Origin of the sequence: Marinomonas sp. FW-1, from assembly GCF_005222245.1 — a bacterium.
In the GTDB taxonomy this organism is placed as follows: domain Bacteria; phylum Pseudomonadota; class Gammaproteobacteria; order Pseudomonadales; family Marinomonadaceae; genus Marinomonas; species Marinomonas alcarazii.
The window spans coordinates 131,287-149,246 of sequence record NZ_CP025987.1; the positions used below are offsets into that span (position 1 = coordinate 131,287).

General features: G+C 45.5%; 16 protein-coding genes. 7 read left to right on the top strand and 9 right to left on the bottom strand.

The annotated features are described in order from the left end of the window. Positions 1–88 precede the first annotated feature (88 nt). A complete protein-coding gene (locus C1X04_RS00590) occupies positions 89–2,050 on the bottom strand; it encodes a methyl-accepting chemotaxis protein (RefSeq protein ID WP_137168886.1) in 1,962 nt (653 codons plus the stop codon). 301 nt (positions 2,051–2,351) lie between these two features. Here C1X04_RS00590 and C1X04_RS00595 point away from each other — a divergent pair, with 301 nt between their 5' ends. Together C1X04_RS00595 and C1X04_RS00600 are read left to right on the top strand one after the other, a co-directional pair. Next, entirely contained in the window at positions 2,352–3,113 is a 762-nt protein-coding gene (locus C1X04_RS00595; RefSeq protein WP_110576473.1) for a sulfite exporter TauE/SafE family protein, read from the top strand. Positions 3,114–3,116: 3 nt separating this feature from the next. Then, positions 3,117–3,623 carry a GNAT family N-acetyltransferase gene (locus C1X04_RS00600; protein WP_254682299.1) on the top strand — a complete coding sequence of 169 codons (507 nt, stop codon included), beginning with the start codon at positions 3,117–3,119 and terminating at the stop codon, positions 3,621–3,623. An 11-nt stretch (positions 3,624–3,634) separates the two neighbouring features. On the opposite strand, the gene C1X04_RS00605 is transcribed toward C1X04_RS00600, so the two are convergent. From C1X04_RS00605 to C1X04_RS00640, 8 genes are all read right to left on the bottom strand, one after another. Further along, the gene (locus C1X04_RS00605; protein WP_137168887.1) at positions 3,635–4,744 is read right to left on the bottom strand and encodes an ABC transporter ATP-binding protein; all 1,110 of its coding nucleotides are present in this window, start codon (positions 4,742–4,744) and stop codon (positions 3,635–3,637) included. 213 nt (positions 4,745–4,957) lie between these two features. Continuing rightward, entirely contained in the window at positions 4,958–5,920 is a 963-nt protein-coding gene (locus C1X04_RS00610) for a carbohydrate ABC transporter permease (RefSeq protein ID WP_137168888.1), read from the bottom strand. A 9-nt stretch (positions 5,921–5,929) separates the two neighbouring features. Next, positions 5,930–6,796 (bottom strand): carbohydrate ABC transporter permease, encoded by an 867-nt coding sequence (locus tag C1X04_RS00615; protein WP_110576481.1) that lies wholly within the window; start codon positions 6,794–6,796, stop codon positions 5,930–5,932. 207 nt (positions 6,797–7,003) lie between these two features. After that, the gene (locus tag C1X04_RS00620) at positions 7,004–8,359 is read right to left on the bottom strand and encodes an ABC transporter substrate-binding protein (protein WP_110576483.1); all 1,356 of its coding nucleotides are present in this window, start codon (positions 8,357–8,359) and stop codon (positions 7,004–7,006) included. 57 nt (positions 8,360–8,416) lie between these two features. Further along, the gene (locus tag C1X04_RS00625) at positions 8,417–9,427 is read right to left on the bottom strand and encodes a LacI family DNA-binding transcriptional regulator (RefSeq protein ID WP_137168889.1); all 1,011 of its coding nucleotides are present in this window, start codon (positions 9,425–9,427) and stop codon (positions 8,417–8,419) included. A 258-nt stretch (positions 9,428–9,685) separates the two neighbouring features. Beyond that, positions 9,686–10,984, bottom strand: a complete 1,299-nt coding sequence (locus tag C1X04_RS00630; RefSeq protein ID WP_137168890.1) for a PAS domain-containing methyl-accepting chemotaxis protein — start codon at positions 10,982–10,984, stop codon at positions 9,686–9,688. Positions 10,985–11,138: 154 nt separating this feature from the next. Next, complete coding sequence (locus tag C1X04_RS00635; protein WP_137168891.1) at positions 11,139–11,738, bottom strand: DNA-3-methyladenine glycosylase I; 600 nt, start codon at positions 11,736–11,738, stop codon at positions 11,139–11,141. After that, on the bottom strand, positions 11,731–12,369 hold the full coding sequence (locus tag C1X04_RS00640) for a Vat family streptogramin A O-acetyltransferase (RefSeq protein ID WP_137168892.1): 639 nt from the start codon (positions 12,367–12,369) through the stop codon (positions 11,731–11,733). Before C1X04_RS00640 ends, C1X04_RS00635 begins: the two co-directional genes overlap by 8 nt. Positions 12,370–12,474: 105 nt before the next feature. Between C1X04_RS00640 and C1X04_RS00645 the strand changes: the two genes are divergently transcribed. The 5 genes from C1X04_RS00645 to C1X04_RS00665 are packed head-to-tail and all read left to right on the top strand — an operon-like array spanning position 12,475 to position 17,812. Continuing rightward, positions 12,475–14,145, top strand: a complete 1,671-nt coding sequence (locus tag C1X04_RS00645; protein ID WP_137168893.1) for a phosphotransferase family protein — start codon at positions 12,475–12,477, stop codon at positions 14,143–14,145. Beyond that, entirely contained in the window at positions 14,135–15,079 is a 945-nt protein-coding gene (locus tag C1X04_RS00650; protein ID WP_254682300.1) for a GAK system ATP-grasp enzyme, read from the top strand. The genes C1X04_RS00645 and C1X04_RS00650 overlap by 11 nt, the downstream gene beginning before the upstream one ends. After that, on the top strand, positions 15,076–16,161 hold the full coding sequence (locus C1X04_RS00655; RefSeq protein ID WP_137168894.1) for an HprK-related kinase B: 1,086 nt from the start codon (positions 15,076–15,078) through the stop codon (positions 16,159–16,161). The genes C1X04_RS00650 and C1X04_RS00655 overlap by 4 nt, the downstream gene beginning before the upstream one ends. Before the next feature lie 50 nt (positions 16,162–16,211). Beyond that, the gene (locus C1X04_RS00660; RefSeq protein WP_137168895.1) at positions 16,212–17,546 is read left to right on the top strand and encodes a metallophosphoesterase family protein; all 1,335 of its coding nucleotides are present in this window, start codon (positions 16,212–16,214) and stop codon (positions 17,544–17,546) included. Then, on the top strand, positions 17,543–17,812 hold the full coding sequence (locus tag C1X04_RS00665) for an amphi-Trp domain-containing protein (protein ID WP_110576503.1): 270 nt from the start codon (positions 17,543–17,545) through the stop codon (positions 17,810–17,812). The genes C1X04_RS00660 and C1X04_RS00665 overlap by 4 nt, the downstream gene beginning before the upstream one ends. Positions 17,813–17,960: the final 148 nt, after the last annotated feature.

Here is a 17,960-nt window from a genome sequence, read left to right on the forward strand (position 1 = left end):
GCTCATAAAAAGACCCCCAATAATTGGAATATCCAACTATTGGGGGGCAGTTTATCTCTTTATGCTAGGCTTTTCGGTGCTTGAGCGATTACATCTGGCTGGATTTAAAGTGCCCAACCATGACTTTTAACTCATCTGATAATTTATTTAGCGCGGCAGCCGTTTCAGCAACTTGATTGGATAGATCGCTGGACTTGATTGTGCCATCGTGAATCACAATGACATTCGTATTGATTTCTTCTGCTACCAAATGCTGCTCTTCCGCTGAGGCACTGATTTGAATCATCATGTCTTTAATCTCAAGTACTGAGCGGAGAATTTCGCCAAAGACGTGATGGGTTTTAGAAGCCAAGACAACCGTATCTTTTGCGACGCTAACACTTTGATTCATTCTCGTCGTGGCAAAGCCGGTTTGTTGTTGTAGCTTGGTGAGCATCTTGTCAATTTCTTCGGTGGATTGCGCAGTTCGGCCTGCAAGTGTTCGAACTTCGTCGGCCACTACCGCAAAGCCTCGGCCTTGTTCACCGGCACGAGCCGCCTCAATGGCAGCGTTTAAAGCAAGTAAGTTGGTTTGCTCGGCAATGGCTTTGATGGTGTCTAAAATGCCGACGATATTTTCTGACTCTTTTGACAGTTCGATCATGCTTTCATTAGAGCTATTAATTTCTTTTTCTAAGCCATTAAGCGATTCCATTGTTTCTCTAATGAGTTTGTTGCCCTCTTTTACCTGAGATTCACTGTTTTCCGCTGCCGAGGCGGCACTGCTACAACTAGAAGCAACTTCATTGGCTGTCGCTACCATTTCATTAAAGGCCGTTGATACCTGATCAACAGAGTTAACTTGGTGTGAGGCGACTTCGCTGAGTTCCGAAGATAGGTTCTCAGACTGATGGGCAACCTGGCTGATTTGTTCGCTTGAAGATTTTGCGTGACCAACAATGCTGTCGATTGAAGAAACGAACTGATTAAAAGCAGAGGCCATTTGTCCTGCTTCGTCTTTGTTTTTAACTTCTAGGCGTTGCGTTAAATCCCCTTCGCCTTGGCTGATGTCAGTAAGTCGATCCGCCATATTTCTCACTGGGCGAATCACAACACTAGACAGTGTCGCACCAATAGTCATGAATATAGCGATCATCACCAAGGAGATGATAACAATCATAATAATTAGACTATTGGCTTGTGCATAAATCACTTTACTGGGAACTAAACCAATAAATTTCCAATTCAGTTCAGGTGACGTATACACTTTGGCAAACCAAGTTTCACCATTAATGGTCAGCTCTTGAGCCGTGCTTATATCAGCAAGCGTGGCATAGGGACGTGATGCTTCTTTAATCGATTTGAAGTTATTTTTAGGATCGGAAGGGTCCGCTAGAATGGTGTTGGAATCCTCTACCATGACGACATAACCTTCGCCGCCAAACTTCACGTTAGCTAATAGCTCAGTTAGCTTTTTCAATGTCACATCAATACCAACGACGCCGTAAAAACCATTTTGGCCATCAAAGCGTTGTATGTAATCGACAAGAGGTGCGTTGGTTGCGCTATCTCGGTAGGCAGGAATACGAACGGGAGTACGGCTATCGATTGACTGCTTATACCACCCTCTTTCGAGAGGGTTGTAATTTTTCGAGTTCTTAGCAATTGGCCATTGGAGGTAGCCAGTATCATTGGCTCCTAACCAAATATAGGTTAAATCTGGGTGAGAGTCTCCGAAAGCATCCATCAGAGCGAACGCTTCTTGCTCCAGAGGGGAGTTTTTATGCGGTGTCATCTCTTCTTGAGTGGATTGATTGACATAGCTTTTGATACTGCCAGGTGTCAATTTTTTTAGTGCGTTTGATTGAGCAAGAAAGGCTACATTTTCCGCTAGATTATTAAAATACATCGAAAAAATGGTATCAACATGACCAATTTCAGCTTGGCTTCGTTGTTCGAAACTTTGCAGGGCGCTAGAGCGCACATTCTGAATAATAACGGCAGAGATGATAAATATCGGGAGAATTACCCCTGCAGCCATTAATGCAATAATCTTAGACTTAACTGTCATTGAAACCTCTTTACTTATTTCATCCAATAAAATTAAGAAGTTTGGGAATGTTTAACGCACAGAAAAAACCATAGATAATGTTCGTTTCTTTGAAGTTACGTTCCTTGTACTTCTTGGGCACGAAAAATAATCTATTTTTATACGCTTGTCTTGTTATTTCTTATATAGCCGATTAACTCCAATCTTATTTCGCTGTCGATTTGCGTTAAGAACCTTTTGTCAGTTGATCGAATTGTCTTTATTATTCGTTCCTCTTTTTATTCTCCCCCGACTCGCTCATGAGCCACTTAAGGATAATGTTATGGATTACAGCGTATTCACCATTTCGCTTTTGATCGGCACAGGTTTCATTGCTGGTATTATCAATACATTGGCTGGAGGCGGTTCTAACCTAACATTGCCAGCGCTAATGGTTATGGGAATGCCGGCAGATATTGCCAATGCCACGAACCGAGTTGGCGTGTTTTTACAGAATGTGGCGGCGACGTTTGGCTTTCGTAAAGCGAAGAAATTGGATAACGCTGATATCCTTCCAGTGATGATTCCGTCATTGCTCGGTGGTGTTGTAGGCGCATTTGCTGCCAGTTATGCGCCAGAAACCTGGTTAAAACCGCTTTTACTGAGTGCCATGATTGGCATGACAATTATTATGATTGTGCGTCCGACCATGATTGCGCCACCAGAAGGCACTGTGCCTTTTAAAGTCACGGAAAAGCCGAGTGCGTGGATAGCTTTGTTTATCGCTGGTGTTTACGGTGGCTTCGTTCAGGCGGGGGTTGGATTTATTCTTATTGCGGCTTTGGCTGGTACATTGCGTTACGATCTGGTTCGTACCAACGCGCTAAAAATGGTCTGCACACTGGGGTTTACCGCCTTGGCGCTAGGCGTATTTATTTGGAATGATCAGATCCTTTGGATCCCCGGGTTAATCCTTGCCTCTGGCACCATGTTGGGTTCTTTCCTAGCCGTAAAAATGGCCATTAAAGCCAACCCAAAACACCTAAAATGGTTCCTATTCATTATGACCGTTTGTGGCAGTGCGGCCGCATTGTTGAGTGATTGATTCATGGGCAAGTTAAGGCAAGATCATTTCCCCAAGCAGGCTATGAAAATAAGACACTTCAAACCCTCAGATTCAACCGAAATAGCTGATCTTTTTCATGGCTCAGTGCATTCAATAAGCTCTGATATCTATTCAGCAGCACAGCTGGAAGCATGGGCGCCAACGCCACCAGATTACACTATGTGGAAAGAGCGGTTAGCGATAACCAAGCCGTTCGTTTCGACGATTGATGACGTCGTTGTTGGCTTTATCGAACTAGAATCGGATGGTCACATAGATTGCCTGTATGTGCATCGCAATTACCAGCGCCGAGGTGTGGCGTTGGCGCTTTTTAAACACGCCAGTGACGAAGCGATAAAGAATGGATGCGAGACCATGTATGTTGAGGCCAGTATTCTTGCTAAAGCCTTTTTCGAGAAAATGGGCTTTGACGTACAAGCTGAAAACATTGTTCAAAAGAACCACCAAGAATTGATCAACTATTCTATGATTGGTGCGCCAAAGCCTTAGTTATTCTCCTTTCAAATTTCCCCAGAGTTCAACAGCATGCCTTGTGGGCTGGTGTCGAATAATAAGACGCGATTCAAGTCGACCGACAAAGAAATACGTTCTTGGCGTTTAACGTGGGAACGTAGGTCGAGTCGGGCTTTGGCGTCTTCACCACCGAGCTTGAACATGATTTCTTTGTCGAAGCCGAGGTTTTCTACCAGCTCTACTTGTATGTCGTTGAATTCAAATAGGTTATCGCTTGGTGAGGACAGTGCGCTGTCTTCAAAGAAATCTGGGCGAATGCCAACCAATACTGTGTCGTGGGATTTTAGGTCGTGTAAGTCCACATTGGCGATTTTCGCTGCTGGCAGTCGGTAGTTGTCGAATAGCAGATCGTCGCCTTCGATTTTTGCTTCAATCAAGTTCATTGCTGGAGAACCAATAAAGGTTGCGACAAAGGTGTTGGTTGGCTGTAGGTAAATTTCCATTGGCGTACCGACTTGTTCGACAATGCCATCGCGCATCACCACGACTCTATCGCCTAAGGTCATAGCCTCGATCTGATCGTGGGTGACGTAGATCGCGGTCATGTTGTATTGATGTTGAATACGGGCGATTTCGGTTCGCATGTGATGGCGAAGTTTGGCGTCTAGGTTCGATAGCGGTTCATCAAACAAATATACATCTGCATCGCGAGCAAGGGCGCGCCCCATGGCGACACGTTGGCGCTGACCGCCAGATAAATCTGCGGGTTTGCGATCCAAATAATCGTCGAGCTTGAGCATTTCCGAGACGTCGGCGAGTTTCTCTTTAATGGTTTCCGCGTCTGCACCAGACTTTTTCAAACCAAAGACGATGTTCTCTCGCACTGACATATGCGGATACAAGGCGTAGTTCTGGAACACCATGGCGATGTTGCGTTTGTGTGGCGGCAAATCGTTAATGGCACGTTTGCCAATTTGTATTTCCCCTTGGGTGATGTCTTCTAGACCTGCCACCATGCGAAGCGTGGTACTTTTCCCGCAGCCACTTGGGCCAACCAGCACGACAAACTCACCGTCTTTTACTTCTAAATTGAGGTTCTTCACGATCGGCAAATTGCCGTAAGACTTATTAACATTTCGTAAGATTACGGAATTCATCGTAATATTCCTTTTATTTAATCTCTTCGGGTTTAATTCCTCGCCACTGTGGCGTAAAAAATTAAAAGATATCTTTGTCATTCCCGCGAAGGCGGGAATCCAGTGGTGTTGTATAAATAAGGTTATTTTCGATGGCCATAAGGGCTCGATTCCCGCCTTCGCGGGAATGACGGATACAAAAATTAGCGTTGTTTATTTTGAAATTAGTCATATTTATCCTTTCACGCCGCCGTCGGTAAGCCCGCCTGACAAATGTTTATTTGCCAACATGAAACAAATCACCACAGGCAATAGCGTCAACATGGACGCGGCCATGATGCGATCCCAAATGGCGTTTTTCGAGGTAAACAAAGTTTGTAATGCCAACGGCAAGGTTTGGAAATCTTGGTATTGTTTGAGGAACACGGAAGCAAACAAATACTCGTTCCAAGCGATGACAAAACAATAGATAAACACGGTAAACAGCATTGGCTTCGACAAGGGCATGATGATGCGCCAGAAGGCTTCTACCCTTGAGCAACCGTCCATCATTGCCGCTTCTTCTAGGGAGAAGGGAATGGTGCGGAAGTAATTTCCCAACATGTACATGGCGACTGGCAAGGTCTGAATCAGATAGATCAAAAACAGACTAAAAATCGTCCCAGCGGCACTGGACGCCAAGCCGACGTTAACGCTCATTTGATAGAGCGGAACCATCAGCAACACGCCGCCAACCATGTAGACAAACAAAACGCCGTTTGCCATCAAGGATTGCGCTGGGAAACGTAGGCGCGCAATGGCGTACGCCGCGAGAGAGGCCAAGAAAGTCGAGCAAATCCCTGTCACAAAGGAGATCACAAAAGTATTGAGCATGTAACGTCCGAACGGGAACACATCGCCACCAGAACTGAACTTTGCCAATAGCTTTTGTTTTTGATCTTCCGACAGCGCTGGATTACTCAGTAAGCGTTGTACACTGGCTGGAATGTCGGCTTCTTTTGCTGGCATCAAACCAAGCAGCTCTTTGTAAGCATCCAAATGTAAGACACGCGGAATAAGCGATGGATTGCCCCAATCGATAGGGTGCTTTAACGAGGTTGAAAGAATCTGCAAAAATGGAAACACGCAGAAAATCACCAAAGCGAGCACCAAGGCATACAAGATCACAGATTGGGTGGTTGAGCGTTTATTCATCATATTCTTCCCCTACCACTTAAGGACTTTACGAACGTACAGCCAGATCAAGCCGACCAGCACGAGTAATTGAATCACCGAAATTGCGGCGGCCACGCCTTGATCGACGATGCCAGCGAACGCTTGGTAGTAAGTGAAAATCGGCAAGGTTTCCACGTTCGGTGCAAGTAAGTAGACGTCTTCGAAGCGGTTTAAATTCCAGATAATGCGTAATAACACCACGGTGGCAATGACGAATCTTAGCTCTGGCAAGGTAACGTGCCAGAAGCGTCCCCAAGCATTTTGCCCATCTATCGCAGCAGCTTCGTATAAGTCTTTTGGCACGCTTTGCAGCTTGGCGAGAAACAGTAAATAGGCGATAGGAAAATGCTTCCAAATATCGAATATGATCACCACAAACAAAGCTGAATCTGGGTTACCGATGAGGTTTTCCCGAGTGTCGGTCAGGTGTAACACATCGACCACCACGTGGTTATAAATGCCGTTTACAGGATCGAAAATAAACTGCCAGCCGAACACCACACTGATCACAGGGGCAAAGTAGGGCAAAAGAATCAGGCCGCGGGCAAGATTGCGAAAACGGAACTCTTGGTTCATTAGAATCGCTGCCGCCAAGCCTAAAATAGTGGTGCCAGCAACTGTGCCGATCAGATAAATAACCGAGACACCAATGGAATGGTAATAACGCGGGTTGCCGAGCAAGTCCGTGTAGTTCTCCATGCCAACAAAGGTTTTAGTGCCGTTGAGCTGAACATCAAAAAAACTCAGATAGATGTTGAACAGGATCGGGTAAATCACCAGCAGGCCAATGATTCCGACCGCTGGTGCAACCAGCTTTAAACCCAGTCGAGATTCATTTTTTATTAAGACAGAAGACATATTTTCTTCCCTTTTTTACGTTTAACCCCACCCTAACCCTCCCCTTAACAAGGGGAGGGAACTGATCACTGCTCCTTCCCCGGCTAAGGGGAGGTTGGGAGGGAGTAAAATCACTAAAACCCTACCCTAGCTCTCCCCTTAATAAGAGGAGGGAACTGATCACTGCTCCTCCCCCTGCTAAGGGGGAGGTTGGGAGGGGGTTGAGACTTATTGGCCTATAATCGATTTCATTTCCGCTTCAGCATCATTCAGCGCAGCTTGCGGGTCTTTTCCCTCAATGGTGACGCTGTAGATCATTCGCGGAATGACAGATTTAGCAAAGATAGCGCCAGAGGCTGGGAAGGTTTTGCCTTCAACGACAGAAAAGGAGCGAAGGTTGTCAAAACCAGACACGATCTGTTTCATCTTGTCTGCGCCATAAAGTTTGAATACGCCGTTTGGATCTTCCAAATACGCTGGATCTTCTGCAATGCCTTTCAGCATTGGGTTCATGCCACCCGGTGCCATATGTAGGAAAGTGATGTAACTGGCAGGGTCGTACATGAATTCAATAAAGTCTTTGGTGGCTTTGGTGTCCTCTGCGCTTTTCGCTTTCAAGGCGACAAGGCCAGACAAGGTGCCATAAGACGCGGCGCTTTTGTGGGTGATAATTGGTGCGAACTCAGTGTTTTTAACCAACTCAGGGTCAAAGGTGCCACCGCTGAGCTCTTTGAAGTTTGCTGAAGACAGTGAGCCTTTGGCCACTTCTGCCAAAGCGAGATCATCCATTATGTAAGTGGAATAAAAGAACATGCCCATCTTGCCTTGCAAGTAATAATCTCGAGCACGCCAATTCTGTGGGCCTGGTGGATTGTATTTCGCTAATTCTTTGTAATATTCGATGGTTTCGAGTGTGGCAGGGCTGTTGAAGACTAAATTGCCGTTGGCATCGAACTGGCTGGCATTATTGGAAAGCGCCAGTTGAGTGAAGACTTGTTCTGTGTAGCTGTCCTGCTTGGTGCCGACCAAAATGCCGTACTGATTATTGGCTTTGTCAGTGAGCGCTTTGGCCGCTTTTTCGATATTTTCCCAAGTGTTTGGCGCTGCTAAGCCTTTTTCATCAAACCAATCTTTGCGGTACCAAATTCCCTGAATAAAACCATGATAGGGCAAGCCATAGTATTCCCCAGAAGGCGATGTCAGAGTGGTCAGAGCCCCTTTATGAAAACGACTCTTGCCAATATCTTGAATGACGCCTTGATGAGTCTTGGTATCGACAATGCCTTCTTCGCCAAGCGCCATGATGATCTCGGAATTGACCTCAATCAGTTGCGGTGTTGTACCTGCTGCGACAGCGGCAGCCATTTGTGTCGCCATTTCGTTTTCATCGACGGCGACGACTTTGACGGTCACACCATCGTTTAAGGCTTCAAAGGTACTGGCCAGCAATTCAATATTTTGTAGTCGGTCAGTTTGAGTTTGTGCTGTCCAAAATTCTACCGTGGCGGCGTGAGCGAGTTGGCTTATCAGGAGTCCGTTTGCCAGCACTGTGCCGGCAACGAATAGTGAAGTTTTAGTTTTCATTATGGCTTCCTCTTGTTTTTATTTGTCTGCTTCTTGTGGCTTTAAAAACACGTGTTATTAAAGTCCTATCGTCACAACCCCCGGAGCTAAAACGACTTGCAGGTCCTTCACCGGAGTCCCTTTGATGCGCGCTACCATCATTTCGGCAAGCTGTTTACCAAGCTGTGCTGGTGGTGCTTGCTGAATGCTGGTGATCCCCATACTGGCGGTTAGCTCATCAGTGGGTGTATCACAACCAATGACACTCACAGGTTTTTCTCTTTCATTTAACTGTGAGTTGTGCAATCGCATGGCCGCCAATGCAGCGGCTCGCGCGCTGGTGCTGGTTAAGCAAATCAACGCGGTGATATCTGGGTGCTGGAGCAAAAATTCAGCACAAGCGAGGTAACTTTCTTCCTCGTCAAAGCCCACTTCTAACCATTGTTCAGACGCAAGAGAAAGCCCAATTTGCTCGGCTGCATCTTGGATGCCACGTCGCCTTTCTTGGGCGAAAAAATACCGTTCGCTTACTGATACCACGCCAATTTTCTGGTGGCCTTGTTCGCTTAGGCGACTCAGGCTTAAATGACCGACTTGGTAATTATCCAAATCTAGCCAAGCAAATTGCGCCGCGCGCTCGGTGCGTCCGTAACACACAAAAGGCACATTAAGTTTCAGTAAACGATGGACTTTCGGGTCATTAACCCGAGTGCGAAGGAGCAGAAAACCGTCTTGATCGCCTGCTTTGACAAGGCGTTCAAACTCACTTAATTCCTGTTTGTCGGTATCGATTGCGACCACTTGCAGTAAATAACCTTCTGCTTGCAGCGCGTGTCGAGTTCCAGCTAACACCTTCGAAAGAATGGGGTCGAGATATTGTGTGTCTTGGCAAGGAATAATCGCTGTGATCACACGCTTTGCTTGCACCCAGTGTGCCATTTCTGGCCCTTTCAATTGGTAACCCTGACGTGCCGCTTCTTTTAGAACTCGCTTTTTTGTACTTGGGCTAATATCTGGGTAATCATTCAGTGCTCGTGACACTGTGGATACTGATAACTCCAACTGGGTTGCTATCTCTTTAATTGACATAGTGTTTTAGATGCACCTAAACCATTCTTATTATTCTTACTGTCCATCATTTAAGCCGAATTTAAAAGACTTAATCGTGCATTTTGTGACCAGCATTAATTGACGTTAAGACCGAAAATGTTTCGATGCAATACTTTATTTTTGCACAATTTGAGGGCGTTTTACTGAAACATGATATTGCTGGAAAGTAGGTGAAGTAAGACTTGAAGTGAAAGAGCTAACTCGATTTGATTGAGTTAGCTCTTAGGGTGAAAAGGGCTAATCTTTCATTTTATCGACCATTTCGACGAATCTCGCTACGCCAGATGAAATTTCAGTAAGACCACGAGACACCTCATTAATACTTTCTTGTCCGTGAAGCGCAATGCCTGTAACCGAACTCAACATGTTATCCATTTCATTGATCAAATTATGGTTTTTCTCTACCACTTGGCCAATTTCAGCCGTAGCCGCAGCGGTGTTGCTGGCGAGTTTGCGAACTTCATCAGCTACTACAGAGAAACCGCGTCCAGCATCACCTGCTCGAGCCGCTTCTATTGCTGCGTTTAGGGCGAGTAAATTGGTTTGGTCTGCAATGGATCGAATGGTGACGACTATGTCGGAAATGCTTTTGGATTGTGTTTTGAGTAAATCTCCTATGTCTGCAGCGCTTTTTACTTTTTCAGCAATTTCATTAGAGGTTTGTACTGAAGCATTGAGGATATTTACAGCGTTTGATGATACCTGGCTGGTTTGCTCAGACGTGGCGGCAGCGAGTTCAATCGCGTTCATGGCATTGTTTACGCGCTCTGAAATGTCTGAGGCGAACTTAATGACTTTGTGTACTCGACCTTTATCATCAAAAATTGGATTGTACGTCGCTTCTAACCAAATGGATTTTCCATCACCATTAAAGCGTTGGAAGCGTCCGGATGAATGCTGCCCACGGGCCAAATCTGTCCAAAAATTAGGATGCTCCCTGTAAAATTTTTCATCACAGAACATTTTATGATGTTTGCCAACGATCTCTTTCAGTTCGCATTTCATGGTTCTTAAAAAATTACTGTTGGCATGAAGTATATAGCCCTCTGGGTCAAACTCTATGACCGCAAGGGAGCGGTCCAATGCCGTCAACACCGCATTTTTGCTTGCTAAGGATTCTTGCATTTCGGTGATGTCATTGGCTATTTTGAGGATCTTTGTCACTTTGCCGCTATCACCAGATACGGGAAAGTAACTGGCTTCTAAATGAATGGGTTGCTTGTCTTTTTTGAAACGCAAAAAAGTGCCATTAAAGGATTTGCCCGCTTTTAAGTCATCCCAGAAGGTTTTGTACTCTGCTGACTTTGCATATTCTACGTCACAAAAAATACGATGATGTTTACCGACGATTTCTTCTAGTGTGTAACCGATGGCGTCCAAAAAAATGGGATTGGCATCTAAGATAATGCCTTCCAAATTGAAGCTGATACACGCCGTATTTTGCTTTATAGCGTTTAATTCATCGTGGCATTGTTTTAACTGCTGAACTTGCTGTGTTGAAACCGAGGGCTTATCTTCTTTTTTGCTGAAAAACATCTAGGCTATCCTTAAATAACGGTTTTTAACCTGCTTAACAAACGGATGGTTATTTTTTGCTAAATAAGGAAGAAGATAACTTCCATTCCATATTTATTTTTTAATTATGGATTAAGGGATTGATATTTGCGTAATCAAAAAATAAATATTTTTATCATCTTGGCCTTTCAAACTCTTTCCGCGCTCGATCAATTTCCTCCCGCATAAAACAGTCTTCTGCGTGGTCGTTGATGAGTCCCATGGATTGCATGAAGGCGTACATGGTCGTTGGGCCGACGAATTGCCAGCCGCGTTTTTTGAGTTCTTTAGAAAGGGCTATGGATTCGGCGCAGGTGGTTTGGGTTTCGGGCAGTGGTAGGGTGTTTTCGTCAGGCTCGTAGCGCCAAATAAACACCGCTAATGAACCTTCTTTTTCGACCATTTCAATAGCACGTTTGGCATTGTTAATCACTGCGAGGATTTTGCGTTTATTTCGCACGATGCCTTGGTTGCTGAGTAATTCTGCTATTTCTTTTTCACCAAATAATGCCACTTTATGAAAATCGAATTGCTGGAAGGCGAGGCGAAAGTTTTCTCGCTTAGTCAAAATGGTTCGCCAACTCAAGCCAGACTGAAAGGTCTCCAGACAAAGCTTTTCAAATAAACGTTGGTCGTCGTCGACAGGAAAACCCCATTCTGTATCGTGATAATGGGGAAAGTCTGGCGCTGAACTTGCCCATGCGCAGCGGGTTTTGGGTTGCCTAGTTTTACTCATCTTTCGCTGCTTGTAACTGACTTAAATCTGCACCGGCGATGGCGTCTAAATGTTCGGTGATTTTTTCGGCGCTCCAATCCCACCATGCAATGTCTTGTAATGCTTGAATGGTTTGCTCGTCAAATTGGTATTTGATGACCTTGGCGGGATTGCCACCGACTACGCTGTAAGCTGGTACGTTTGATGTCACCACGGATTTGCTGGCGATGATAGCGCCATTGCCGATTTGCACGCCTGGCATGATGGTGGCGTCGTAGCCAATCCACACATCGTTACCTATATTCGTATCGCCTTTGTAGGGCAAATCACCGGCTTTGGGCGCGGCCTTTTCCCAACCATGGCCGAAGATGTAAAACGGATAAGTCGAGAACCCGGCGTTGGCGTGATTGGCGCCATTCATGATGAATGTCACGTCTTTTGCAATGGCGCAAAACTTGCCAATAATGAGCTTATCGCCAATAAAATCAAAGTGATAAAGCACGTTGCTTTCGAAGCGTTCTGGCCCTTCAGGGTCGTCGTAATAGGTGTAATCGCCAACGATGATATTGTCGCGGGTAATGAAGTTTTTAAGATAACCGACTTGCGGAAAGCCCTTCATCGGCGCTTTGTTATCTGGGTTGGGTCCTTTCATTTTGTCTCCTTGTAAAAGGTTCTGATGACAGATTGTCACAGAACTGTCATCTAGATGCTTTCTACTGTCTGTATAGTCAAAGGGAAGTAATAAGGGAAAACAGTTATGCCTTCAACCCCAGTTGTGGCGACTTTGCAAGAGCATGTGTCTTTTCTCTTGCATGAAGTCGAAACACACTGCCATCTTGTGGAGCTTTTTTTTACCTCCAGTTCAACGGCTCTGCTGTCGAGTATTCGTGGTCGTCGTGGTTATGTGCAAGCGTTACGTGAAAAAGCCGATATTGAAACGGCGCGGTTGTTAGAGCGTCGTAAAGCCAATACCAGTTTTCACGCTCAGGTCAAAGGCATGCATTCCTTGGTGATCGCCCTTGAAATGCTGACTCAACATTGTTTTGACTGTATTCGGGAAGGTGCTTTAGAGGAGAGTTACGAGCATCCTGTAGGGCAAGAGTGCCGCAAGTTAGTGAAGCGCATCAGACGTGCTTTGCGCCTTGTGAAAGTTGGTGTGGGTGACAATCGTCGCCGAACAGGTATCAAGTTAGGTCGACGCACGCATAAGCTGCTGGTGAGCTATAACGAGCTGCAAGCGTTAACGTTGCAAGCGAAGTTCGACCTGAGTGATGACCAGTTGCGTGCATCTATTCTTAGCAATGTCAGTGTGAAACGTTTGATCGAGCAATTAGGTGTGGTGGCAGAAGCTTTGATCAAGGCGGATCTCGGCCAAGTGGCAACATTGCAAAATTACCCTCATTTATTGGACAGCGCGACCAACCTGAATTATGACCTGCGAGATTTGAAAGTTCGCCGTTTGGCGTTAACACGCTCTGGCAGTGCTATTGCGGCGATTACTCATAAGGATGAATCCGGTAAAGAGGTGTTGGCGGTTTACAAAGAAGGCGATCGCGCCAAGATTGAAGAAGAAGTGGCTGGCGTCAATCAATGGCGCAATATTGATCCTAGATTAGCCCCTAGCGTTCTTTCTCAAACAGGCACATCTCAAGTCAATGGGAAGAAGGATGACAGCAATGAGCAATCGTCTTTATTGATCGAACACATTCCGGGAAAGACCTTGGAAGCTTTGCTGCTCGACGGTGACCAAGACGCTACGAAAGCCGCGTTAAAAGCCTTATTTAAAACCCTGAACCAAACGTGGAAAGTGAGCCTGACGCCAGAGTCTTGCACAGCGAATTTCATGGGACAGTTGCAAAAGCGTATTGGCGACAGTCGTAAGGTTCATCCTGAGTTTTTCAAAGAGGAAGAACGCATTTGTGGCTACATCAGTCTAAGCTTTGATGAGTTAATACGTCGCGTCGCGATACAAGAAACGCGTTGGCGAGCGCCGTTTTCCGTGCTCACCCATGGGGATTTTAACGTCGACAATCTGATTTACGATGACGCGGAAAAGCGCGTGTATTTTATTGATCTGCATCGTGCGTCTTATTTTGATTATGTTCAGGATTTGTCGGTGCTAATGGTCTCGATTTATCGCTTACAAGTGTTAAGTGGTGAGACGCGGACGCAGATGATGGAAAGCGCCAAAGAGGTATATCGCTTTGGTCGTCGTTTTGCCTCTCGCCAGCAAGATATCACTTTTGAAGTGCGCTTAGCCGCGGGTCTTGCTCGCTCGTTTGCCACTTCTACACGTTTTATTTTCGATAAAAAACTCGCTTCCCGAATGCATTTACGTGCTCGCTATTTGCTGGAGTGCTTAGCGAGACTGTCACCAGAACAAGCCCAAACATTTACTTTACCGCTTAAGGAGCTTTATGTTGAATAAGCCGAGAATCGGGGTCATTGGCATCCCGGGAAAATGGTCCACAGAAGTATTGGCGGATCGTCTTGAAGAACGTACCGGCTTTCGTGCCGTGATTGATATGAGCCAAGTAGAATTGCGTTTAGATACCAATCAACTGATGTACAAAAATTTGGATCTGATGACCTTAGATGGTCTAGTGATTAAGAAGATCAGTGACGTCTATTCACCTGCCACAGAAGATCGTATTCATCTGTTGTCCTATGCAGAACGCGCTGGCGTTAAATTGTTTAGCCCGACGCAAAGTGTCGGTAACTTAGTGAACCGCCTGAGTGGCACCTTGGCCTTGCAACAGGGCAATATTCCTATGCCCTTGACGCGCATTACAGAAAATCCAGAACAAGCGTTTGCCACCGTAAGAGAGTTTGGTTCAGCGATTTTAAAACCGCTGTATTCTACTAAAGCCCGCGGCATGATTATGTTGACCGAAGACGAGAGTGACGAATTTGTTCGTAACGCATTGGAAGAGTATCGTCAGAGTCAGTCGATTTATTATATTCAGCAAACCGTGAAATTAGATGGCCGAGATTTGGGCATGGTGTTTGTTGGCGGTGAATACCTTTGTACTTACGCACGTGTTGGCAATAAAGATTCTTGGAACACCACGATTAACAGTGGTGGTAAATATGAGAAGTTTGAGCCAGATGCCGAGTTGATTGAATTAGGCCGCCGAGCCCAATCCTGTTACGACCTGAGTTTTACCACTGTGGACATCGCTTTGACGGATCAAGGCCCAGTGGTCTTTGAAGTGTCGGCTTTTGGTGGTTTTAAAGGCGCGTTAGAAGGTTGTGATATTGACGCTGCTAGTGTGTACGCGGATTTTGTTTTAGAGCAATGCGCCTTACAAGAGTGTGTCCAACAAACAGGCACATTACAGAAGAAGGAGATCGCATCATGATGAAAACCTTATTGAACTTGCCCCATGTAAACGAAGCATTAAGTCAGTGTGCCGAAACGATTCGACTTCATTTTGCCGAGTTATCTATCACTGTGCATTCTAATGAGGCTATGTTGTTGGCAGGTATCGCCGATTATTATCGCAGTTATTTAAAAGCGGAAGTCCATACCACAACGTCTTTGAACCTTTACGTGATGGAGCAAAGCGTCGTTGGCGATGAATTGGAATGGCTAGAAGTGCCTCGTGAAGAGGGCAAGCAAGGACGCAAGGAAGGTTTCATCGATGTGGCTGGTGGACGCTGGATTAAGAAATTTAAAACCGGCATGACGTTTTTACAGCGACCGGATCATACCGTTGCTGTTGGCCCTTGTTCGTCTAATTTGGCTCAGATTATCAATTTTATTAACAACCAGTTTTTGAATCATTATTTGCGTCAAGGCTTTACCTTGGGGCATGCGTCGGCGTTTTGTGTGAATGGTGAAACGACGGCTATTGCCGCAGGCTCAGGCGGTGGTAAGTCCACCTTGATGCTGCGTTGCTTGGAACAGTCAGAGCGCGATTTCCTCACCAACGACCGTATTCTGTTTAAGAAGACCGAACAAGGTACGCAAACCATCGGCTTGGCAAAGCTGCCGCGGGTGAATCCCGGCACCCTTTTGCATTCCGATCGTCTACGCCATATTTTGCCTGAGTCTCGTCAACAAGCCTTGCGCCAAATGCCACAAAGTGAGCTGTGGTCTTTGGAAGAAAAATACGATGTGCAAATCGAAGATGAATACGGGCCAAACCGCGTACGTCTAGCTGGCAACCTGTCTCGCCTCATTATGTTGGATTGGTCGCTAGACAGTGCTGAGTCGACGCAACTTGAGAGGGTTGATTTGGCTTCTCAGCCGGAAGTGATCGAAGGGCTGCGCAAACGTCCGGGGCCGTTTTATCAAGATAAATCCGGTGCTTTTGCTGATCTTAACGCCATAGATTCTGTGGCGCATTATGGCAATGAACTTGAGCATGTGAAGGTTTATCGGCTCACCGGTAAGATCGATTTTGATCGCGCCTATGAATTAATCGCTGCACTTGATTGAAACTTAAGTGCTCGATTAATGGCACTTTTAAATAAAAGGTAATTTTCACCATGCAAAGCCCTATCCCTGTGATTACAGAGCACCCAAACCATACGGACATTATCAAGCGTTTGCCAAATGCTTGGACAACATGGCCGCGTGATAACAGTTCGGTGAACAGCCATGTACTCGCGGCTCAAGATACGCCTAAGCGTTATCAAAAGAATAAACTACGTTGGCCTAAGCGCTCTGTGGTGTTTATTTCTGATCCTCATGCGGACGCGCTTGCTTTTGAGGCTTCCTTGATTGCGGCTGGTGTCGCTGAACGTAAGAAAAAAGCGGGGCTAGGGCACCTTACCTTGACGAAAAAAGGCAAGCGATCTGAAATCATTGTGGGTGGTGATTGTTTAGATAAAGGTCCCAGCAACTTAGAATTACTGCGGAGTGTAAAACAGCTTTATAAGCTTAAAGCGCGTGTCACCTTGTTGGCTGGTAATCATGATTTGCGTTTACTGATGGGCTTGTTGGCGTTGGCGCGTAAAAAAGACGTGGGTAACCAGCACTTTTTTGTACGCATGGGCAAAAAAGTCGTGCCTCTGTTTCGTGAAGTCTTCGACGAATATTTAGCGGATACAAAGTGGGATAAAAAAATTCCCGATGAAGACTCATGTCGTGAGTTGCTATTCCCAGGTGATGATTGGTTTAAAGCGTTTCCGTTTCATGCTGCTGGCTTTTTGACCGCTGAGGGGATTGATCGTGAAGTGCGAAAAATGGAGTCGAAAAACCATAGCTTTGAAAAACATTGTTTGTCAGCAGGATTGAGTCTGCGACAAATCTACGCAACCTCGTTGAAATGCCAACAGTTGTTTTTACATAAGAAAGGCGAATTCAACTGGTTTTTCCGCAAGATGGAATTGGTTGCCAAGCGGGGCTCCTTTTTGTTTTTGCATGCCGGGCTGGACGACAGCATGGGGCTAATGCTGCTGAAAAACGGCACTAAGTATGCGAACAAAGCGTTTCATCAGAATCTAAAACGTCGTGATTTATTCAGTTTCTATTACAGTTCGATCGCCAATACGTTTCGAACAAAATACCGCGACGCAGATCTGCCTTTGACGCACCGTGGCGTACATGCCATTCACAAAGCAGGTATTCATGTGGTGGTGCAAGGCCACATTAACCGCCAAGAAGGCCAGCGAGTGACCATTAAAAAAGGCTTGGTGCATGTTGAAGCCGACATCACCTTAGATTGTCATTCTCGAAGTGCCGAAGGTTTAAATGGTTATGGCATAGGCGCCACCTTAATTGATAAAAATGTCGGTATTGTGGGCCTTAGTTGTGACTATCCTACTGCAAAAGTCATGACTGCTACTGAACTACAAGGAATTTACGCGGAATCATTATGAAATCAAAAACCGAATTTAAACACGAAGCGCTATTAAACCCAGAAGACATTCAGGATGTATTAAAAGCGCTTTCCAAGGGGTTGGGCAAAGGAAAACTGGAATTTAGTGATGAAAAGGAAGGTGCTTTATTGCTTAATCCAAATGGATTACTGCGCTTGAAAGTAACTGCCTCTGAAGATGAAGACAGCCAGCAATTTGAAGTCAAAGTTCGTTGGGAAAAACAGCCAAAAAGACTGAATAAAACAGCGCCTAATATTGCCTCTTGACCCTTCTGTCGCCCTCTTCTGGGCGACTTTTAAAAATATCCAGAATTTTATCCGTTACATTGACAAAAAACACATTTATTTTCACAATTGCACATATACTGTACAGTTGTAAGCTGTTTGATTTTTAATCACTGTCTCTTAGGGGTAA

Bases quoted from the DNA above. Each gene is read 5' to 3' on its own strand.
- C1X04_RS00650 (WP_254682300.1), top strand. From the start codon at position 14,135: ATGTTGAATAAGCCGAGAATCGGGGTCATTGGCATCCCGGGAAAATGG.
- C1X04_RS00605 (WP_137168887.1), bottom strand. From the start codon at position 4,744: ATGAATTCCGTAATCTTACGAAATGTTAATAAGTCTTACGGCAATTTG.
- C1X04_RS00600 (WP_254682299.1), top strand. From the start codon at position 3,117: ATGGGCAAGTTAAGGCAAGATCATTTCCCCAAGCAGGCTATGAAAATA.
- C1X04_RS00645 (WP_137168893.1), top strand. From the start codon at position 12,475: ATGCCTTCAACCCCAGTTGTGGCGACTTTGCAAGAGCATGTGTCTTTT.
- C1X04_RS00640 (WP_137168892.1), bottom strand. From the start codon at position 12,369: ATGAAAGGACCCAACCCAGATAACAAAGCGCCGATGAAGGGCTTTCCG.
- C1X04_RS00630 (WP_137168890.1), bottom strand. From the start codon at position 10,984: ATGTTTTTCAGCAAAAAAGAAGATAAGCCCTCGGTTTCAACACAGCAA.
- C1X04_RS00655 (WP_137168894.1), top strand. From the start codon at position 15,076: ATGATGAAAACCTTATTGAACTTGCCCCATGTAAACGAAGCATTAAGT.
- C1X04_RS00625 (WP_137168889.1), bottom strand. From the start codon at position 9,427: ATGTCAATTAAAGAGATAGCAACCCAGTTGGAGTTATCAGTATCCACA.
- C1X04_RS00620 (WP_110576483.1), bottom strand. From the start codon at position 8,359: ATGAAAACTAAAACTTCACTATTCGTTGCCGGCACAGTGCTGGCAAAC.
- C1X04_RS00590 (WP_137168886.1), bottom strand. From the start codon at position 2,050: ATGACAGTTAAGTCTAAGATTATTGCATTAATGGCTGCAGGGGTAATT.
- C1X04_RS00635 (WP_137168891.1), bottom strand. From the start codon at position 11,738: ATGAGTAAAACTAGGCAACCCAAAACCCGCTGCGCATGGGCAAGTTCA.
- C1X04_RS00660 (WP_137168895.1), top strand. From the start codon at position 16,212: ATGCAAAGCCCTATCCCTGTGATTACAGAGCACCCAAACCATACGGAC.
- C1X04_RS00615 (WP_110576481.1), bottom strand. From the start codon at position 6,796: ATGTCTTCTGTCTTAATAAAAAATGAATCTCGACTGGGTTTAAAGCTG.
- C1X04_RS00665 (WP_110576503.1), top strand. From the start codon at position 17,543: ATGAAATCAAAAACCGAATTTAAACACGAAGCGCTATTAAACCCAGAA.
- C1X04_RS00595 (WP_110576473.1), top strand. From the start codon at position 2,352: ATGGATTACAGCGTATTCACCATTTCGCTTTTGATCGGCACAGGTTTC.
- C1X04_RS00610 (WP_137168888.1), bottom strand. From the start codon at position 5,920: ATGATGAATAAACGCTCAACCACCCAATCTGTGATCTTGTATGCCTTG.